General features: G+C 66.3%; 18 protein-coding genes. 11 read left to right on the plus strand and 7 right to left on the minus strand.

The genetic code is table 11. The features are described from left to right. Window positions 1-37: 37 nt before the first annotated feature. From lysS to rimI, 5 genes are all read left to right on the plus strand, one after another. The gene (gene lysS, locus HALO32_RS09380) at window positions 38-1,588 is read left to right on the plus strand and encodes a lysine--tRNA ligase (RefSeq protein WP_151443532.1); all 1,551 of its coding nucleotides are present in this window, start codon (window positions 38-40) and stop codon (window positions 1,586-1,588) included. A gap of 75 nt (window positions 1,589-1,663) precedes the next feature. After that, entirely contained in the window at window positions 1,664-2,050 is a 387-nt protein-coding gene (locus HALO32_RS09385) for a hypothetical protein (protein WP_151443534.1), read from the plus strand. A 219-nt stretch (window positions 2,051-2,269) separates the two neighbouring features. Then, window positions 2,270-2,581: a BolA family protein gene (locus tag HALO32_RS09390; RefSeq protein ID WP_151443535.1), complete on the plus strand. Its 312-nt coding sequence runs from the start codon at window positions 2,270-2,272 to the stop codon at window positions 2,579-2,581. Further along, a complete protein-coding gene (locus tag HALO32_RS09395; RefSeq protein WP_151443537.1) occupies window positions 2,578-3,393 on the plus strand; it encodes a hypothetical protein in 816 nt (271 codons plus the stop codon). Before HALO32_RS09390 ends, HALO32_RS09395 begins: the two co-directional genes overlap by 4 nt. Then, entirely contained in the window at window positions 3,380-3,841 is a 462-nt protein-coding gene (gene rimI, locus HALO32_RS09400) for a ribosomal protein S18-alanine N-acetyltransferase (protein WP_151443538.1), read from the plus strand. The genes HALO32_RS09395 and rimI overlap by 14 nt, the downstream gene beginning before the upstream one ends. Window positions 3,842-3,848: 7 nt before the next feature. Here the strand turns inward: rimI and HALO32_RS09405 are convergent, their stop codons facing one another. Both HALO32_RS09405 and rsmD read right to left on the minus strand, forming a co-directional pair. Next, complete coding sequence (locus HALO32_RS09405; protein WP_151443541.1) at window positions 3,849-4,043, minus strand: cell division protein ZapB; 195 nt, start codon at window positions 4,041-4,043, stop codon at window positions 3,849-3,851. A 101-nt stretch (window positions 4,044-4,144) separates the two neighbouring features. After that, window positions 4,145-4,783 carry a 16S rRNA (guanine(966)-N(2))-methyltransferase RsmD gene (rsmD, locus tag HALO32_RS09410; protein ID WP_151443542.1) on the minus strand — a complete coding sequence of 213 codons (639 nt, stop codon included), beginning with the start codon at window positions 4,781-4,783 and terminating at the stop codon, window positions 4,145-4,147. A 91-nt stretch (window positions 4,784-4,874) separates the two neighbouring features. Here rsmD and ftsY point away from each other — a divergent pair, with 91 nt between their 5' ends. From ftsY to rpoH, 4 genes are all read left to right on the plus strand, one after another. Next, a complete protein-coding gene (gene ftsY / locus HALO32_RS09415; RefSeq protein ID WP_151443544.1) occupies window positions 4,875-6,116 on the plus strand; it encodes a signal recognition particle-docking protein FtsY in 1,242 nt (413 codons plus the stop codon). Beyond that, complete coding sequence (ftsE, locus tag HALO32_RS09420) at window positions 6,113-6,781, plus strand: cell division ATP-binding protein FtsE (RefSeq protein ID WP_151443546.1); 669 nt, start codon at window positions 6,113-6,115, stop codon at window positions 6,779-6,781. The genes ftsY and ftsE overlap by 4 nt, the downstream gene beginning before the upstream one ends. Next, window positions 6,778-7,752, plus strand: coding sequence for a permease-like cell division protein FtsX (ftsX, locus tag HALO32_RS09425; RefSeq protein ID WP_151443548.1), 975 nt, complete (start codon window positions 6,778-6,780; stop codon window positions 7,750-7,752). Before ftsE ends, ftsX begins: the two co-directional genes overlap by 4 nt. 132 nt (window positions 7,753-7,884) lie before the next feature. After that, window positions 7,885-8,751 (plus strand): RNA polymerase sigma factor RpoH, encoded by an 867-nt coding sequence (gene rpoH / locus HALO32_RS09430; RefSeq protein WP_151443550.1) that lies wholly within the window; start codon window positions 7,885-7,887, stop codon window positions 8,749-8,751. 150 nt (window positions 8,752-8,901) lie between these two features. Here rpoH and slmA read toward each other — a convergent pair whose 3' ends face one another. From slmA to coaBC, 5 genes are read right to left on the minus strand one after another with little or no spacing between them, the layout of a single operon-like run. Beyond that, window positions 8,902-9,513 (minus strand): nucleoid occlusion factor SlmA, encoded by a 612-nt coding sequence (gene slmA / locus HALO32_RS09435; RefSeq protein WP_151443552.1) that lies wholly within the window; start codon window positions 9,511-9,513, stop codon window positions 8,902-8,904. A 40-nt stretch (window positions 9,514-9,553) separates the two neighbouring features. After that, window positions 9,554-10,471 (minus strand): acetylglutamate kinase, encoded by a 918-nt coding sequence (argB, locus tag HALO32_RS09440; RefSeq protein WP_151443554.1) that lies wholly within the window; start codon window positions 10,469-10,471, stop codon window positions 9,554-9,556. Window positions 10,472-10,508: 37 nt separating this feature from the next. Continuing rightward, a complete protein-coding gene (locus HALO32_RS09445) occupies window positions 10,509-11,906 on the minus strand; it encodes a phosphomannomutase/phosphoglucomutase (protein ID WP_151443556.1) in 1,398 nt (465 codons plus the stop codon). A gap of 50 nt (window positions 11,907-11,956) precedes the next feature. Beyond that, a complete protein-coding gene (dut, locus tag HALO32_RS09450; protein ID WP_151443558.1) occupies window positions 11,957-12,439 on the minus strand; it encodes a dUTP diphosphatase in 483 nt (160 codons plus the stop codon). Between the two features lie 23 nt (window positions 12,440-12,462). Beyond that, the gene (coaBC, locus tag HALO32_RS09455; protein ID WP_151443560.1) at window positions 12,463-13,698 is read right to left on the minus strand and encodes a bifunctional phosphopantothenoylcysteine decarboxylase/phosphopantothenate--cysteine ligase CoaBC; all 1,236 of its coding nucleotides are present in this window, start codon (window positions 13,696-13,698) and stop codon (window positions 12,463-12,465) included. 112 nt (window positions 13,699-13,810) lie between these two features. Between coaBC and radC the strand changes: the two genes are divergently transcribed. After that, window positions 13,811-14,485 carry a RadC family protein gene (gene radC / locus HALO32_RS09460; RefSeq protein WP_151443561.1) on the plus strand — a complete coding sequence of 225 codons (675 nt, stop codon included), beginning with the start codon at window positions 13,811-13,813 and terminating at the stop codon, window positions 14,483-14,485. 232 nt (window positions 14,486-14,717) lie between these two features. Continuing rightward, window positions 14,718-17,693: a CheR family methyltransferase gene (locus HALO32_RS09465; RefSeq protein WP_151443563.1), complete on the plus strand. Its 2,976-nt coding sequence runs from the start codon at window positions 14,718-14,720 to the stop codon at window positions 17,691-17,693. The last annotated feature ends 6 nt before the right edge of the window (window positions 17,694-17,699 follow it).

Consider the following 17,699-nt stretch of genomic DNA (forward strand, 5'->3'; position numbering starts at 1 on the left):
CCCGAGGCTCCCAGCTCACTCTTTAACAGGTAGCAAAATGGCCAACGAGAGCCCTTCATCGGATAGCCCGCACAATGACGAGAACCGCCTGATCGCGGAGCGTCGTGCCAAGCTGGCCGCCCGCCGCGAGCGTGCCGCCGAGACCGGCGCAAGCGCCTTTCCCAACGATTTTCGCCGCGACAGCCTGGCGGCCGGGTTGATCGACGAGCTCGGTGATCGGGACAAGGCCGATCTTGAGGTGCTGGATCGCCAGGCCGCCGTATCGGGGCGCGTCATGCGCAAGCGTGGGCCCTTTATCGTCATCCAGGATCCCTCCGGCACGATCCAGCTCTATGTGGACAAGAAGGGGCTGCCGGCCGAGGTGCTGGAAGACGTCAAGGGCTGGGACATTGGCGACATCGTGGCGGCCCGCGGTCCGGTGCACAAGTCGGGCAAGGGTGACCTCTACGTGATGATGGTGGAGGCCCGGCTGCTCACCAAGAGCCTGCGTCCGCTGCCCGACAAGTTCCACGGCCTCACCGACATGGAGGCGCGCTACCGCCAGCGCTACGTCGACCTGATCATGAACCCCGATTCGCGCAAGGTGTTCGAGACCCGCGCCGGGGTAATCAGCGCCATGCGACGCTTCTTCGAGGATCGCGGCTTCATGGAGGTCGAGACCCCCATGCTGCAGCCGATTCCCGGCGGCGCCACGGCACGCCCCTTCGTCACCCACCACAATGCGCTGGACATCGACATGTACCTGCGCATCGCGCCGGAGCTCTATCTCAAGCGCCTGGTGGTGGGCGGCTTCGAGCGGGTCTTCGAGATCAACCGCAACTTCCGCAACGAGGGGCTCTCCACCCGTCACAATCCCGAATTCACCATGATCGAGTTCTATCAGGCTCACGCGAACCACGACGACCTGATGGATCTCACCGAGGAGATGCTGCGCAGCGTGACCCGCAGGGTGCTGGGTACGACCACGGTGGTGAATACCGTGCGTAACGGCGAGGGCGAGGTGCTCGAGACCTTCGAGTATGACTTCGGCCAGCCACTGCGACGGATCACGGTGTTCGATGCCATCCTCGAGTTCAACCCGGAGATCCATGCCGAGGCCCTGGCCGACGAGGCCGCTGCGCGTCAGATCGCCGAGCGCCTGGACATCGACGTCAAGGATGGCTGGGGGCTGGGCAAGGTGCAGATCGAGATCTTCGAGAAGACCGTGGAGCATCGTCTCCAGCAGCCCACCTTCATCACCGAATACCCCACCGAGGTGAGCCCCCTGGCGCGGCGCAAGGACGCGGACCCCTTCGTCACCGAGCGTTTCGAATTCTTCGTCGGCGGCCGCGAGATCGCCAACGGTTTCTCGGAGCTCAACGACGCCGAGGACCAGGCCGAGCGCTTCCGCGCCCAGGCCGAGGAGAAGGAAGCCGGCGACCTGGAGGCAATGTACTACGACGCCGACTATGTGCGGGCGCTGGAGGTCGGCTTGCCGCCCACCGCCGGCGAGGGCATCGGCATCGACCGGCTGGTGATGCTTTTCACCGATAGTGCCTCCATCCGCGATGTGCTGCTCTTTCCGGCGATGCGCCCCGAGGTGGAGTGATCGGGGCCGGAATTGTTGGTAAGGGACGGCCCCAGCACCCATAATGGTCGGCGTTTCGACGTCGAGGAGACCGTGATGAAACTGCTCAACCGCTCCGCCCTGAGCGTCAGGCCGACCCGGCATTTCGTGGACTGGATCAATGCGCTCGAACCCACGATGGAGGGCGATGACCTGACCCTGGCCGACGTCGAGCGCGAAAGCACCGTCTACCTGATCCCGGAGATGGATACGCCCGAGGCCCTGGAGGCCTTCGTGCACGAGCGCTACCTCGAGATCCTCGAGACGGAACTGCGCGCCTGGGAAGAGGATGAACGCCAATGGCCGGAAGCCCTGGACTGGGCGCTCTTCCAGCGCTTCCTGCAGGTCGAGCACAGCTATCTGGCCATCGACCTCGACAATGAAGCGGCGCTGGAAATCTCCGAGGTGGACGATGCTCTCCTGCTGGAGACGGACCAGGACTGACCTTGCCCGCCCGGCATCGATCAGGGGAAACCGGCTTCGGCCGGTTTCCTCGTTAGGGACTCCGCAACGAGGCAAGCAGGATCAGTCGATTCTTCGCGACTCGCCCTGGCCGGTTGCACCCAGCGGTAGACGCGCTGTCCCGAGCCGCTGCGGACGTCGTCTGTGACGGGCTGAAGGCGTACAATGGCCCGATCATTCACACAGCATCGGAACCCCGACATGAGCATCCAGGCCACCATCGAAGACAAGCTCAGGGCCCTGGAGCCCGACTTCCTCGCGGTGGAGAACGAGAGTCATCGGCATAACGTGCCGCCGAACTCCGAGACCCACTTCAAGGTCACCCTGGTATCTCCCCGACTCGAGGGATTGATGCCGGTCAAGCGTCACCAACAGGTTTACGCGTTGCTCGCCGACGAGCTTGCCGGTCCCGTTCACGCCCTGGCCCTACATCTCTTCACCCCCGAGGAGTGGGAGGCCAGCGGCCGGTCGCGCCCCGACTCCCCCGACTGTCGGGGTGGCGGCCAGTCGTGACCCCGGAGCCGCAGCGCCTGCAGTACCTGGAGGCCATGGGCCTGACGGCCTGGGTGTCCCGCTACCGCTTGCCCAATGCCTTGCCCTCTCCGGCCTGCGAGTGGGAGGCGGCCCCGCCAGTGACCGAGGAGCGCCGCGCCCCGGGAGAGCGGCTGCATGCGCTGCTCGACGAGGCCGCGGAAGCGCAGGTCGCGATGCCTCGTCCGGCTCCCGCCGAGCCGGAACCGCGGCATCGTCCTTCGGCCGGCCGGGCTCGAGCACTGCTGGGTGACCTGGTGCCGGCCGACGAGCCGGAGACCGCGTCCGAATCGATGAGCCCTAGCCCTGTGCGCCAACCGGGCGAGGCGCTGCGTTTCACCCTGCAGGTGGCATGCCTGGATGGTCGCTGGCTGGTGTTGCTGCCTGGAGAGGTGCCGCCCGGCAGCGTGGAACTGCGTCTGCTGCGCCACCTGCTGCAGGCGGCAGGCGTGGAGCCCGAACAGATGCCGGCCTTCGAGGCCTTTCGCTGGCCCCAGGTGGAAGGGCTGCCGGTGGAGGCGCCGCTGGAGGAGGCTCGGGAGGGCCTTCAGGCCTTCCTGGCCGGTCGGCAGCGGCGCGGTTGGGTACCGGAACGGCTGCTGGTGTTCGGGGAGAACGCCACCCTGGACGAGCTGCTGACGCTGTCGGATGGTCACTGCCCGCTGCTGGCGCTGCCGGCCTGGCAGGGGCCCTCCTTGAGCGAGCTGTCTGGCAGTGCCGAGGCCAAGCGAGCCCTCTGGCCGCGGATGGTGGGCTGGCGCGACGCCTGGAGCGCGGGTCGTGAGCCCGGCTGAAGGGGTGAGGCGGCTGGCTCTGGCCGATCTGGAGACGCTTTCGGCGCTGGAGCAGGCCGCCAGTCCCGACCCTTGGACGCAAGACCAACTGCGGGCGGCGCTGTCCGACCCTGACACGCGGGTGCTCGGCATCGAGCGTGAAGGTGGCCTGATCGGCCATGCGGTGGTGGTGCGGCTACCCTTCGATGCAGAGTTGCAGGCGATCCTGGTGGATGGGCAAGCGCGTCGCCGGGGGTTGGCGGGGCGCCTGCTGACGGCGGTGATCGACCAGGCAGGTACCTGGCGAAGTGAGCGCCTGTTGCTGGAGGTCAGGGCGGGCAACGAAGCGGCCCTGGTGCTCTATCGACGTGCGGGATTCGGCGAGGATGGCCGGCGGCGTGGCTACTATCCGTCGTGCGTCGATGGCCAGCGGGAGGACGCGCTGCTGATGTCGCTCCCGCTGGCCTGATGTCGCCTCAGCTGCTGGTCGTCGTCTCGACTTCGTCGAACTTCCCCAGCAGCGCGGAGAGCCTGCGCTCCCACTCCTCGCGCTCCTGTTTCAGGCGGGCGTTTTCCTCGCGCAGCTCCTCGGCTTCCATTCTCATCAACTCCAGGGCCTCGACGGCGCTGGTGACCTTCTGTTCGAGCTGGTTGAAGAGTTCGTTACTCATCCTTTTCTCCTGGCGACATCCTGCTGGTGGGCATGCCCGATGGGGTCCTTCAGCGCGCAGCGTAACGCCGCGCTCGGAGCTCAGCAAGCGTCACCGTCCGACTACCCCTGGCCAGGCGGTTGCCGGCGGTAGAGGCGCCCGGTGCTATCACCGGCAAACACCTCGCGGTGGAGTTGCCAACTGGCGGGTACCTCGGGAGCGAGCGCCGACTCGGTTTCCACGTAGACGAGGGCGTTCTCGTCGAGCCAGCCCGCCTCCAGGGCATTGCAGCAGGCGCCGGCGAGCCCTTGGCGAAAGGGCGGATCGAGGAAGGCCAGGGCGAAGGGAGTGGGGGTGCCGGCGAGGAAGGTCTGGGCATCGGCGGTGACCAGGGTTGCGCGTTCGGCGGCCCCCAGGGTCGCGAGGTTGTCGGCGAGCTGGCGCGCCACCCGGGGGTCGCGCTCGACGAAAACCGCCTGACGGGCCCCCCGCGAGAGGGCTTCCAGGCCGAGTGCCCCGGTACCGGCGAAAAGGTCGAGAACTCGCGCGCCGGGCGTGGCGGCGGCGAGCCAGTTGAACAGCGTCTCTCGGACACGGTCGGGGGTGGGGCGCAGCCCCGGGCGGTCGAGTACCGGCAGCTGGCGGCGCCGGTACTCGCCGCCGATCAGGCGCAGCCGTCCGGACCCCCGGCGGCCGGAACCCTTGGGTGCGCTGGCGGCCGGTCTGCCTGGCTTGCGGGAAGGGGAGGGGCGTCGTGTCATGGGGGCGGATTGTACCCGCCGGCTTGTCCACAGTCATGGTGCGCGATGGTAGGATGAGTCGATTCGTTCATCCGTGAGGCGTGATCCCCCCATGTTCGGTATTTTCAAGCGCAAGAAGCAGCAGGACGGGCAGCAGACGACACCGGAACAGGAGGCCGAGCGCCGGTCGGACGAGCAAGCGGCAGACGACGCCACCGAGTCCGCGCCGGCGACGGAGGCCGCCGACGAAGTCAGCGAGGCCGCATCCGGCAGTCAGCCGGCGAAGCCGCCCGAGCCGGCCCGGGACGAGCCCAACGAACCCGAATCGGCGCCCCGCGAGCAGGCCGTCGAGGCTGCCCCCGAGCCTGCTCGACCTAAAGCGGCCCTGCAGGAAAAGCCGGTCGCCGAGAAGCAGGGCTGGTTCTCTCGCATCCGTGCCGGGCTTGGCAAGACGCGTGCCAACCTCACCGACGGCCTGGCGGATCTCTTCATGGGCCGCAAGCAGATCGACGACGATCTCATGGAGGAGCTCGAAACCCAGCTGCTGATGGCGGACGTGGGCATCGAGGCCACCACCGAGATCATCGATCGGCTCACCGACCGTGTCTCTCGCAAGGAGCTCAAGGAGCCCCAGGCGCTCTACCGGGCCCTGCAGGAGGAGCTCGCGACGATGCTCGAGCCGGTCGCACAACCGCTGGCGCTGCCGCCGAAGGGCGAGGGCCCCTTCGTGATTCTGGTGGTGGGCGTCAACGGCGTAGGCAAGACCACCACCATCGGCAAGTTGACCCAACGCTTCCAGCGCGAGGGGCGCAGCGTGATGCTGGCCGCCGGCGATACCTTCCGGGCGGCGGCGGTGGAGCAGCTCAAGGTCTGGGGCGAGCGCAACGATGTGCCGGTGATCGCCCAGCACACCGGGGCTGACAGCGCCTCGGTGATCTTCGATGCCGTCTCGGCCGCCAAGGCGCGGGGCATCGACGTGCTGATCGCCGACACCGCCGGCCGCCTGCACAACAAGGCCCACCTGATGGAGGAGCTCAAGAAGGTCCGCCGGGTAATGGGCAAGGTTGACGCCAGCGCACCTCATGAGGTGATGCTGGTGCTCGATGCGGGCACCGGCCAGAACGCCCTGGCCCAGGCCTCGACCTTCAACGAGGCGGTGCCGGTTACCGGTATCACCCTGACCAAGCTCGACGGCACGGCCAAGGGGGGCATCATCTTCGCCCTGGCCCGCCAGCTCGGCACGCCGATCCGCTTCATCGGCGTCGGCGAGTCTCTGGATGACCTGCGCCCCTTCGCGGCGAGTGAGTTTGTCGATGCCCTCTTCGACCGCGAGCCGGTGTCGGCCGAGTCATGATCGCCTTCGAGCACGTCGGCAAGCGCTATGGAGGGCGCTTCGAGGCGCTCGCCAATATCGATTTCCGGGTGCGGCGCGGCGAGATGGTCTTCCTCACCGGTCACTCCGGGGCGGGCAAGAGCTCGCTGCTGCGCCTGATCATGCGCCTGGAACGTCCCAGTCGCGGCAAGGTGCGGGTGGCGGGTCATGATATCGACCGCCTGCATCACAGCCAGATTCCCTTCTACCGGCGCCAGATCGGCGTGGTCTTCCAGGACCACCAGCTGCTCTTCGATCGCTCGATCTTCCACAACGTGGCCTTGCCATTGGAGATCCAGGGAGTCGAGCATCGTGAGGCGGCGCGGCGGGTGAGGGCATCGCTGGACAAGGTGGGGCTGCTGCACCGTGAGGGCGCGCTGCCCATCGAGCTTTCCGGCGGCGAGCAACAGCGGGTCGGCATCGCCCGGGCGGTGGTCAACAAGCCAGCGCTGTTGCTTGCTGACGAGCCTACCGGCAACCTCGATCCCCAGCTTTCCGCCGACATCATGACGCTATTCGAGGACTTCAATCGCATCGGGACCACCGTGATGGTCGCCAGCCATGACCTGGCGCTGATCGCCCGGCTGCGTCATCGCACCCTGCGGCTCCATGATGGTCGTCTGGTGGCTGACGAGGAGGTCGCATGAGCCGCGACCCCAGCCCTTCGCCCCGCGGTGCGCGCACCCACCGGCCAACGGGCGGCGTCCGCTGGCGGGCCTGGGCGCGCCACCACCGGACTATGGCCGTCGACAGTGGCCGGCGCTTGCTGCGCCGGCCACTGGGCAGTCTGATGACCATGCTGGCCATCGCCATCGCCCTGGTGCTGCCCGCGGGGCTCTGGCTGACCCTGGACAGTGCCCGCCTGCTCGACGCCGAGTTGGAGGAGAGCGCCACCCTCACTGCCTACCTTGAGATCGGGATCGCAGAGGGCGAAGCCGGGCGTATCGAGGAGGCCCTGGCCGCTCAGGCGGGGGTGGCCGGTACCCGGTTGATCACCGCCGCCGAGGGCATGGCCGAGTTCCAGCAGGCGTTGGGCCTGCGCGATGCCCTGATGCGGCTCGAGGGCAACCCCCTGCCGGCCAGTGTCGTGGTGCGTCCCGGGGATCCCGACCCCGAGGCCGTGCGAGGGCTTGCCGAGGCCCTCGAGGGCGTCCCCGGCGTCGATGAGGTGCGATTGGACCTTGCCTGGCTGGAGCGCTTGCGCCACCTCGCCGAGCTGGGCCAGCGGGTCACCCTGGCCCTGGGCGTGCTGTTCGGGCTGGGGGTGCTGCTGGTGGTGGGCAACACCATTCGGCTCGCCGTGGAGAATCGCCGCCAGGAGATCGAGGTGGTGACGCTGATCGGCGCCACCCATGCCTTCGTGCGTCGCCCCTTTCTTTACAGCGGGGCCTGGTTCGGGTTGGGCGGCGGTCTGCTGGCGTGGGGCCTGTTGACGCTGGGCAGCGACTGGCTCTCGGCGCCGGTCTCGGCATTGGCGGCGAGCTACGGCGCCAGTTTCCACCTGCCGCGGCTGGGCCCCGAGGGGTCTACAATACTGCTCGGGTGTAGTACACTGCTTGGCTGGCTGGGTGCCTGGATCGCCGTGAATCGGCACCTGGCGGAGATCCGGCCTCGTTGAGGCGAGTCCTGGTCGGATCCACGGACTATCGGGCTACAGCCGGAACTTTCATCGGTTTTCACCGTCTTAAGCGGCAACCATGCACAGCCCTGTATGCACAGGACAATGGGTTTCGAAGGAGACAACCTGCACATGAGCACCAGTCTTCTGCCGGTGGGTCAACTCTCCCCGGGTCATGACCTGAACGGTTACATCCAGGCGGTCAACGGCATCCCCATGCTGACCGTCGATGAGGAACGCGAGCTAGCCTTTCGCCTGCACGACGAGGGCGACCTCGAAGCGGCGCGTCGCCTGGTGCTTTCGCATCTGCGTTTCGTCGTCTATATCGCCCGCAGCTACTCCGGCTACGGTCTGCCCCAGGCCGACCTTATCCAGGAAGGCAACGTCGGTCTGATGAAGGCCGTCAAGCGCTTCGATCCCAACCAGGGCGTGCGGCTGGTCTCCTTTGCCGTACACTGGATCAAGGCCGAGATCCACGAGTTCGTGCTGCGCAACTGGCGTATCGTCAAGATCGCCACCACTAAGGCCCAGCGCAAGCTGTTCTTCAACCTGCGCGGCGCCAAGAAGCGCCTGGCGTGGCTGAACAGCGACGAGGTCGAGGCCATCGCCAAGGATCTCGACGTCAAGCCTGAAGTGGTGCGCGAGATGGAAGGGCGCCTGTCGGCCCATGACGCGGGCTTCGACGCCTCGCCGGGGGAGGACGACGAGTCCGCCTATCAGGCGCCGGTGCACTTCCTCGATGATGCCAGCGCCGATCCGGCCACTCAGCTCGAGGACAGCGACTGGGAGCAGGATGCCACGCACCGCCTACAGCAAGCGTTGGAGACCCTCGACGAGCGCTCGCGGGACATCCTGCAGCGTCGCTGGCTGGGGGATGACAAGGCCACCCTCCACGAGCTGGCCGACGTCTATGGCGTCTCCGCCGAGCGTATCCGCCAGCTCGAGAAGAACGCCATGAAGAAGATCCGCCAGCAGATTGGTGGCGCCCTGGCGGCTTGACGCCCTCCGGGCAGCGCCAAGCGGCCAAGCACCGAGCCGCCAAGGGGTAGTGGGTCTTCAGGCTAGGAACCGAAACCCCGCCGGATATCCGATTCGGCGGGGTTTCTCGTTGATACCGGCCGCGACGGTGGCATCATCCTGCTCGGCGCGCTACGCCGTCTGAGGGCTCTCGCGCAGCAGCTGTGCCGAGAGCAGCGCCCACTGGTCGTCCCAATGCTCGGTAGGACGCTGGCGGAAGTCGCTGCGCACATAGCGCGAGATCTGCCCCTCGAGGTGGGCCAGCAGCAGGTTGGCAGCCGCCGAGACTGGCAGTGAGGGGCGTCGCCCCTCGCGCAGCTCCGCCTCGCGCAGTATCTGCTTGAGCTGAGTCTCGAGGCGCTCGAAGAGCTGGTGGATGCGCAGCCGTAGCCGTGCCGTCTCGCCGGTCAGGGCGTCGCCGCCCAGCAGACGCGACAGGCCGGGATTCTTCTCGGCGAAGGCCAGCACCAGGGTGAGGATCTGGCCGCAGCGCGGCAGCGTCTCCGGCACCTCTTCGAGGATGCGGCCGATGCGCTCGAAAAGGGACGCCTCGATGAATTCGATCAGCCCCTCGAACATCCGCGCCTTGCTGGGGAAGTGACGATAGAGCGCGGCCTCCGAGACGCCGACCTGGCGGGCCAGGGCGGCCACGGTGATGCGCTTGCCGCTGTCCTCCTCCAGCATCAGCGCCAGGCCTTGCAGGATCTGCTCGCGGCGACTGGGTGTGGGTATTTCCTGCGTCATGTCATCATGTTCTTGTCGGTCGGTGGATCGGGCCCGAGAGTCAGTCGGCGTTCGCATCCTGGGGGACATCGGTGATCAGGGTGCCCACCCCGGCGTTGGTGAAGATCTCCAGCAGTACGGCATGGGGCACTCGGCCGTCGATGATGTGGGCGCTCCTCACGCCGCCCTTTACGGCATCCAGGGCGCAGCGGATCTTCGGCAGCATGCCCCCATGGATGGTGCCGTCGGCGATCAAGGCATCCACCTGCCCGGTGGTCAGCCCGGTGAGTACCTCACCCTCGGCGTTCATCAGGCCGGCCACGTTGGTCAGCAGCATCAGCTTCTCGGCATCCAGGGCCTCGGCCACCTTACCGGCCACCAGGTCGGCGTTGATATTATAGCTGCGGCCCTTCGCGTCCACGCCGATGGGGGCGATCACCGGAATGAAATCGCGGGCGGCGAGCATCTCGATGAGATCGGTGGAGATGTGTTCCACTTCGCCCACGTGGCCAATATCGATGATTTCCGGCACCTTCATCTCGGGGCCCTGGTGCTCCACCTGAAGCTGGCGGGCGCGGATCTGTGCGCCGTCCTTGCCGGTCAGGCCGATGGCCTTGCCGCCGCACTGATTGATCAGGTTCACGATGCCCTTGTTGACCAGGCCGCCCAGCACCATCTCCACCACGTCCATGGTTTCGGCATCGGTCACCCGCATGCCGCCCACGAACCTTGACTCGATATTCAGCTTCTCCAGCAGCTCGCCGATCTGCGGTCCACCGCCGTGGATGACCACCGGATTGATGCCCACTTCCTTCATCAGTACGACGTTGCGCGCGAAGGAGTCGATCAGGGTGTCCTCGGTCATGGCATTGCCGCCGTACTTCACGACCACGGTCTTGCCGGAGAAGCGCTGGATATAGGGCAGTGCCTCGGAGAGTATCTCCACCACCAGCTGTGGGTCGCGGCTCTGTTCGGTCATCTGTCAGGATCCTCTCCTGTGAATGGCGAATGTCCCCTCAGAGGGGTAGTGCGAGGTCGGGCGACACCTGGGTGAGGGCGTTGGCGAAGCGGTCGCGGATGCGCGCCAGGGCGGCGTCGTCCTTGCCCTCGAAGCGCAGCACCAGCACCGGCGTGGTATTGGAGGCGCGGCAGAGCCCCCACCCGTCCGCGTAGTCGACGCGGATGCCGTCCAGGGTCGTCTTTATGCCGTCCTCGCCGAAGTCGCCCTCCCGGGCCAGACGGTCCACCAGCGTGAACTTGGTCTCGTCGGTCACCGTGATGTTGATCTCCGGCGTGCCGACGTCCTGGGGGTAGCGGGCGAAGAAGGTGTCGGCGTCGTCATCCTGCTTCGAGAGGATCTCCAGCAGACGGGCGGCGGCATAGAGGCCGTCGTCGAAGCCGTACCAGCGCTCCTGGAAGAAGATGTGGCCGCTCATCTCTCCGGCCAGCAGGGCGCCAGTCTCCTTCATGCGCGCCTTGATCAGCGAGTGGCCGGTACGCCACATTTCCGGTGTGCCGCCGGCCTCCTCGATCACTCGGGTCAGGTTGCCGGTGCACTTGACGTCGAAGATCACCCGGGCACCGGTGTTGCGGGACAGCATGTCCTCGGCGAAGGCCATCAGCAGGTGGTCGGGATAGATCATCGTACCGTTCGGGGTGATCACGCCGAGGCGGTCGCCGTCACCGTCGAAGGCCAGACCGATATCGGCGCCGGTCTCCTGGACGGTGCGAATCAGGTCCTGGAGATTCTCGAGCTTGCCCGGGTCGGGATGGTGGTTGGGGAAGTTGCCGTCGATTTCGGCAAACAGCGGTACGGTCTCGGCGCCGAGTTTCTCGATCAGCTGTGGGCCCAGCTCGCCGGCCACGCCATTGCCGCAGTCCACCACCGCCTTGAGTGGCCGGTCCAGGGATACGTCACCGAGAATGCGCCGCAGGTAGGCCTCCCGCAGATCCTGTTCACTTACGCTGCCTTGGCCCGAGGCCAGGTCACCCTCCGCGATACGGGCATGCAGGGCGGCGATGGCATCACCGGAGAGCGTCTCCCCGCCCAGCACGATCTTGAAGCCGTTGTAGTCCGGCGGATTGTGGCTGCCGGTGACCATGACGCCCGAGGCCGTGCCCTCGAGCACGTGGGTGGCGAAGTAGAGTACCGGGGTGGGCACCATGCCGATATCGACGACGTCGCACCCCGAGGCCGTCAGGCCGCGGGTCAGGGCCGCCAGCAGGCGCGGGCCCGAGAGGCGTCCGTCGCGGGCGACGACCAGGGTGGACTCGCCACGCGCGCGGGCCTCGCTGCCGATGGCGCCGCCGATCTGCTCGACGTTCGCCTCGGTCAGGGTGTCGTCGACGATGCCGCGGATATCGTAGGCGCGGAAGATGGAGGCGGGGACTGCCTGGCTCGCTGCTTGGGTCATGGGGTCCGTCCTGTATGGAGTGTCGTGTGGCTCGGGGCCTACGCTTTGCTTCAGTGCCGACCGGAACTGCCGAAGCCGCCGGTGCCGCGCTGTCCGGTGCCCCGGTGGCCGGTGTCGAAATCCTCGACGACCTCCAGCTCGGCACGCACCACGGGAACCAGCACATACTGTGCCAGCCTCTCGAAGGGCTCGATGGTGAAGGGGGCGTTGCCACGGTTCCATGTGGAGATCATCAGCTCTCCCTGGTAGTCGGAATCGATCAGCCCCACCAGGTTGCCGAGCACGATACCGTGCTTGTGGCCCAGGCCCGAGCGGGGCAGGATCATCCCGGCAAGCGCCGGGTCGGCGATGTGGATGGCAAGTCCCGTGGGCACCAGCTCGCACTGCCCGGGCGCCAGGGTCAGGGGGGCGTCGAGCAGGGCGCGCAGGTCCATGCCGGCCGAGCCGTCGGTGGCGTAGCGGGGCATGAAGTCGCGCATGCGCTCGTCGAGTAACCGGACGGCGAGGCGCGGGCGAGCGGGGACGGCAGTCATCGAGGATCCTCGGGTATTCGGTGTCAGGGGGCGCGACGAGGCGACAGGCAGGCCAGGGCACGGCGCATCACCGCCAGGGCGAGCTGCGACTTGGGCTGGGGGGCGAGGTTTTCGCTGCTGTTTCCATCACCTTCCCGCCACAGCAGCAGGGCGGCGTTGTCATCGCTGCCGAAGCCGAGCCCGGCCCGGGAAACATCGTTGGCGACGATCATGTCGAGCCCCTTGCGGGTGAGCTTGTCCCGCGCATAGCCTTCCAGGTCGCGAGTCTCGGCGGCGAAACCCACCACTAGTGGCCGCTGGGCCTCCGGGAGGGCGGCGACCCCGGCGATGATGTCAGGGTTCTTGATCAGGTTCAGGACAAGGCCCTCCTCGCCCTCGACCTTCTTGATCTTATGCTCGGCGGCCGATTCGGCCCGGTAGTCGGCGACGGCGGCGCAGCCGATGAAGATGTCGCTGTCGACGGCCAGCCGTTGGGCGGCCTCGTGCATCTCCCGGGCCGACTCCACGTCGGTACGCTCGACGCCGTCCGGTGTCGGTAGCGTGACCGGGCCGCTGATCAGCCGCACCCGGGCCCCCAGCGCGGCGGCGGCGGCGGCCAGCGCGAAGCCCATCTTGCCGGAGCTGTGGTTGGAGAGGTAGCGCACCGGATCCAGCGGCTCCCGGGTCGGGCCGGCGGTGATGGTGACGGTCAGGCCCTCGGCTTCCCTTGTGGCGGGCGCCGTGGAGAGCAGCTCCGCCAGGATCGCCTCTGGCTCGAGCATGCGGCCCGGCCCCACGTCGCCGCAGGCCTGGTCGCCGCTGTCGGGCCCCAGCAGCAGCCAGCCGTCCTTGGCCAGCTGGAGCGCGTTGCGCTGCGTGGCCGGATGGCGCCACATGGCCTGGTTCATGGCCGGCGCCATCACCTTGTCGGCCTCGCTGGCCAGGCACAGGGTGGTCAGCAGGTCGTCTGCCAGGCCCTGGGCGAGGCGCGCCATCAGGTCGGCGGTGGCCGGGGCGATCAGGATGGTGTCGGCCCAGCGGGCAAGCTCGATATGCCCCATGCCGGCCTCGGCGTCGGGATCAAGCAGTGAGGTGCGTACGGCTTCTCCGGTCAGCGCCTGTAGCGTCAGTGGCGTGATGAAGGCCTGGGCGCCTTCGGTCATCACCACGCGCACCTCGGCCCCTGCCTGCGTAAGCAGGCGGGCGAGCTGGGCACTCTTGTAGGCGGCAATGCCGGCGCTGATGCCGAGCAGCAGGCGCTGTCCGGAAAGAGAAGGCATGGGCGAGACCCCGGAAATATCGTCAGGCGCCTACCTTACCATCGGCGCTGCACCTTGCGTAGCCGCCGGGCCGACTACACTGTCAGTCAGGGCGACAGGCAGGGAGGCGGGGATGTCGATTCGGGACTGGCCGGAGGGGGAACGCCCCCGGGAGAAATTGCTGGCGCTGGGGGTAGAGGCACTCTCCGATGCCGAGCTGCTGGCGATTTTCCTGCGTGTCGGCGTGGAGGGGCGTTCGGCGGTAGACCTGGCTCGGGACCTTCTGTCGGCCTTCGGCGGGCTTCGCCAGCTGCTGGAGGCCGACCAGCAACGCTTCTGTGCCGAACGAGGCATGGGCATGGCCAAGTATGCCCAGCTACAGGCCACCCTGGAGCTGTCGCGGCGGCATCTTGCCAGCCAGCTCAGCCGGGGCGATGCGCTGACGTCGCCAACGCTGGTGCGCGCCTATCTCGCCGCTCGGCTGCGCCATCTCGGCCACGAGGAGTTTGCTGCGCTCTTCCTCGATAGCCAGCATCGGGTGATCCGCTACGAGTCGTTGTTTCGCGGCACCCTGGACAGCGCCTCGGTCTATCCCCGCGAGGTGGCTCGCCGTGCCCTGGAGTTGGGCGCCGGCGCCATCATCTTCGCCCATAACCACCCTTCCGGCGTGGCCGAGCCCAGTGACGCCGACCGGCGCATCACCGAGCGGCTGCGCGAGGCGCTGGGGCTGTTCGAGGTCCGCGTGTTGGATCACTTCGTGGTGGGAGATGGCGAGGTGGTCTCTTTCGCCGAGAGGGGGTGGCTGTAACCTGGGCCCCACTACGCTCTGTCTCAGGCGCCTCTCGCTAGAGCCCGCCTAACTTCACGGGGCTGATGCGGAAAAGAAGATCACGAACAGGGTCTCTCGTATAATCACGGTGTTCCAGGCGGGATGAGGTTCAATATGCCCGCTTGCCATGGACGCAAAGCATTCCTGTGAATGGGTCGAAATGAGCGGTGAGGAGATGAGAGACTAAACTCTCTCCATTCGAGATCAACCCATGTCGTCATCGAACGCTCATTCCCCCACGGACGCCCTATCGATTGTCGGTATCGGAGGGTCGGCTGGATCTCTCCAGCCCCTTAGATCCTTCGTGGCCAACCTGCCTCCCGACACGGGAGCCGCGTATGTCATCGCCACCCACCATCCCAGTGGCGAGCACAGTCACTTGCCAGAAATCCTCGGTCCACAAACGGCCATGCCCGTCCAGATGGTCGAGGAAGGGGAAACCCTCCTGCCGAACCGGGTCTATGTAGCGTTGCCGAGTGACGGCTGGATCTTTTACCGGGGTCAGCTGGTTCGGTCTCGAAAGACCCAGGAGCATCCGGTGAGCCACCTGCCGGCGGCGGGGCGGCGGCCCGGTCCACTTCATTCCATCGACGCTTTTTTTCGCTCCCTGGCGGATGAGGCGGGACACCGGGCCCTTGCGATTGTCCTGTCCGGAACGGGCAGCGATGGCACCTTGGGGATCCAGGCCGTCAAGTCCCTGGCCGGTATGGTCATGGCCCAGGACCCGGATACCGCCGAGTTTGGGGATATGCCGGCTAATGCCATTGCGACCGGTCAAGTGGACTACGTGCTGCCTCCGGGAGACATGCCGGCCACCTTGACCGGCTATCTCCGCTCACAACACCATCGCCAGGCGGCTCTGCCAGGCCATCAGCCGTCGATTCCGCCAGGTCTCATGAGTCAGATCCTTAACCGCGTGCGTCATCGTACCGGTCACGACTTCTCGGGTTACAAGGCCAGCACGTTGACTCGACGCCTTGAGCGGCGCATGGACTTGCGGCAAATCCCCGACCCCTCGGCATACCTGGACTACCTGCAGTCCCATCCCGAGGAGGTCAACCTCCTGTTCCAAGAGTTTCTCATCAGTGTTACCAACTTCTTCCGGGACCGCCAGGTCTGGGACACGCTGGGCGAGACGCTGTTGCCGGCGATGCTGCAGAAGGCGGCCCGGACGGGGCAGGAGTTCCGAGCCTGGGTAGTGGGCTGTGCCACCGGCGAGGAGGCCTTCACCCTGGCCATCCTCATCCGGCAATGCCTGGTTGGCTGGGGGCAGGCCCCGGAGGTCAGGATCTTCGCCACCGATGTGGATCAGGCGGCCATCGAAACGGCCCGACGGGGGCGCTATCCGGCCGGCATCGCCCACGATGTGTCCAAGTCGCACCTGCAGCAGTATTTCTCCGCCAAAAACGACACCTACCTGATCAGCCGGGAGGTGCGGGACATGGTGGTATTCGCTGAGCACAATGCCCTTCAGGACCCGCCATTCACCGGCCTGGACCTCGTTACCTGTCGCAACCTGCTGATCTACCTGGAACGGGATTGTCAGGAGCGCTTGCTGGCCTTATTCCGGTACGCCCTGCGCAGTGACGGGCTGCTGGTGCTGGGACCCTCAGAGAGCATGGACCACCAGAGCGAGGCCTTCTTCGCGGTGGAGAAGGACGCCCGGATCTACCGGGTGGCCGAGGGCTCCTTGGCAGCTCGTTTGCCGGTGATGCCGGGCCCCAGTCGTTTCCGCCGACTGCCCTACCAGGCACTTGGCAAGAGCGCGGCAATGGGGTCCGTTGACAGCCTCTCACACAGTGTGGAGCGCCTTATCGCGCTGCAGTTTGGCCCGCCGGCGGTGGTCGTCAACGACCAGGGGGAGGTGGTGTATGTCCACGGGCGAATCGGCAAATTCCTGGAGCCCGCCAGCGGTCCCACCCGAAATCGGCTTCTGGAGATGGCGCGGCCGGGGCTGCGAGCGCCGCTGAGTCAGGCATTGCAGGGGGCGTCGGGCGGCGATGCCGATCCAATCAGTCGGGAGGTTCGAGTCCAGACCAATGACAATACCGAGCCGGTTCGACTGGAGGTCCAGCGGATTCGGATGCCCACCGCCCTGGTAGGATTCTATCTGGTGGCCTTTCATCCGGCCCCCGATTCAGGCCCGGTGAGCGGGTCCGTCGAGACAAGCGGCCCTGCGACCAATATAGAGGGCACAGGTGCAGGCAAAGGCAGCAGCAACGGCGAGACCGAGGCTCGTCTGAAGCGTGAGCTGGAGTCGCTGCGTCAAGACAAGCAGGTGGCGGTGGAAGAGATGCATGCTGCCAATGAGGAGCTCCAGTCCATGAACGAAGAGCTCCAGTCCATGAACGAGGAGCATCAGAGCAGCAACGAGGAGCTGGAGGCCGCCAAGGAGGAAGTCGAATCCCTCAACCAGGAGCTGCGCAGCGTCAACGCGGAACTCCGAAATCGCGTCGATAATCTCACCGAGGTCAATGATGACCTCAAGAACCTCCTGGACAGTTCCCACCTCGCCACTCTCTTTCTCGACGAGGCCCTGAATATCAAGCGGTTCACCCCGGCTGTGCAGGATCTGATTGCCGTGCGCCCGACCGATATTGGTCGGCCGCTGAGTGAGCTGACCAACAGGTTGCGCTACGACACGCTCCTGGCGGATGCCGAGGCGGTTCTGGACACCCTGGTCCCCAGAAAGGTGGAAGTGCAGACGCAGAGCGGCCACTGGTATCTGCTACGCATCCAGCCCTACCGCAGCACACAAAATGTTATCCGGGGAGTGGTCTGCACCTTTCAAGACATTCAGGTCGCTCAGGGCGTGGCACGTGGCGAGGCATTTTTCCGGGCGGTCGTGGACACCGTTCGGGAGCCCCTGCTGGTACTCAATACTGAGCTGCATGTAGTGTCTGCCAACGATGGCTTCTATCGTACGTTTCCCCTGACCCCCGAGGTGGTGGAGGGGAAAAGTCTGTTCGATCTGGCCAATGGGCAGTGGGATAATCCTGAATTGAGGGCCCGCCTTCTTGAGGTCTTGCCGCGACAGCAGGCTATCTGCGATTTCGAGCTGAGCGTGGCTGTAGATGATTTGGAGCCGGCTCACTTTTGGTTGAATGCCTGCCGCCTAGAATTAGAAGAGGGCGGGGTAATGATCCTGCTCACCATGGATAGACAAAGTTCGGTGCCTGAGCCCTAGCAGCTT

Source organism: Halomonas lysinitropha, from assembly GCF_902500215.1.
In the GTDB taxonomy this organism is placed as follows: domain Bacteria; phylum Pseudomonadota; class Gammaproteobacteria; order Pseudomonadales; family Halomonadaceae; genus Halomonas; species Halomonas lysinitropha.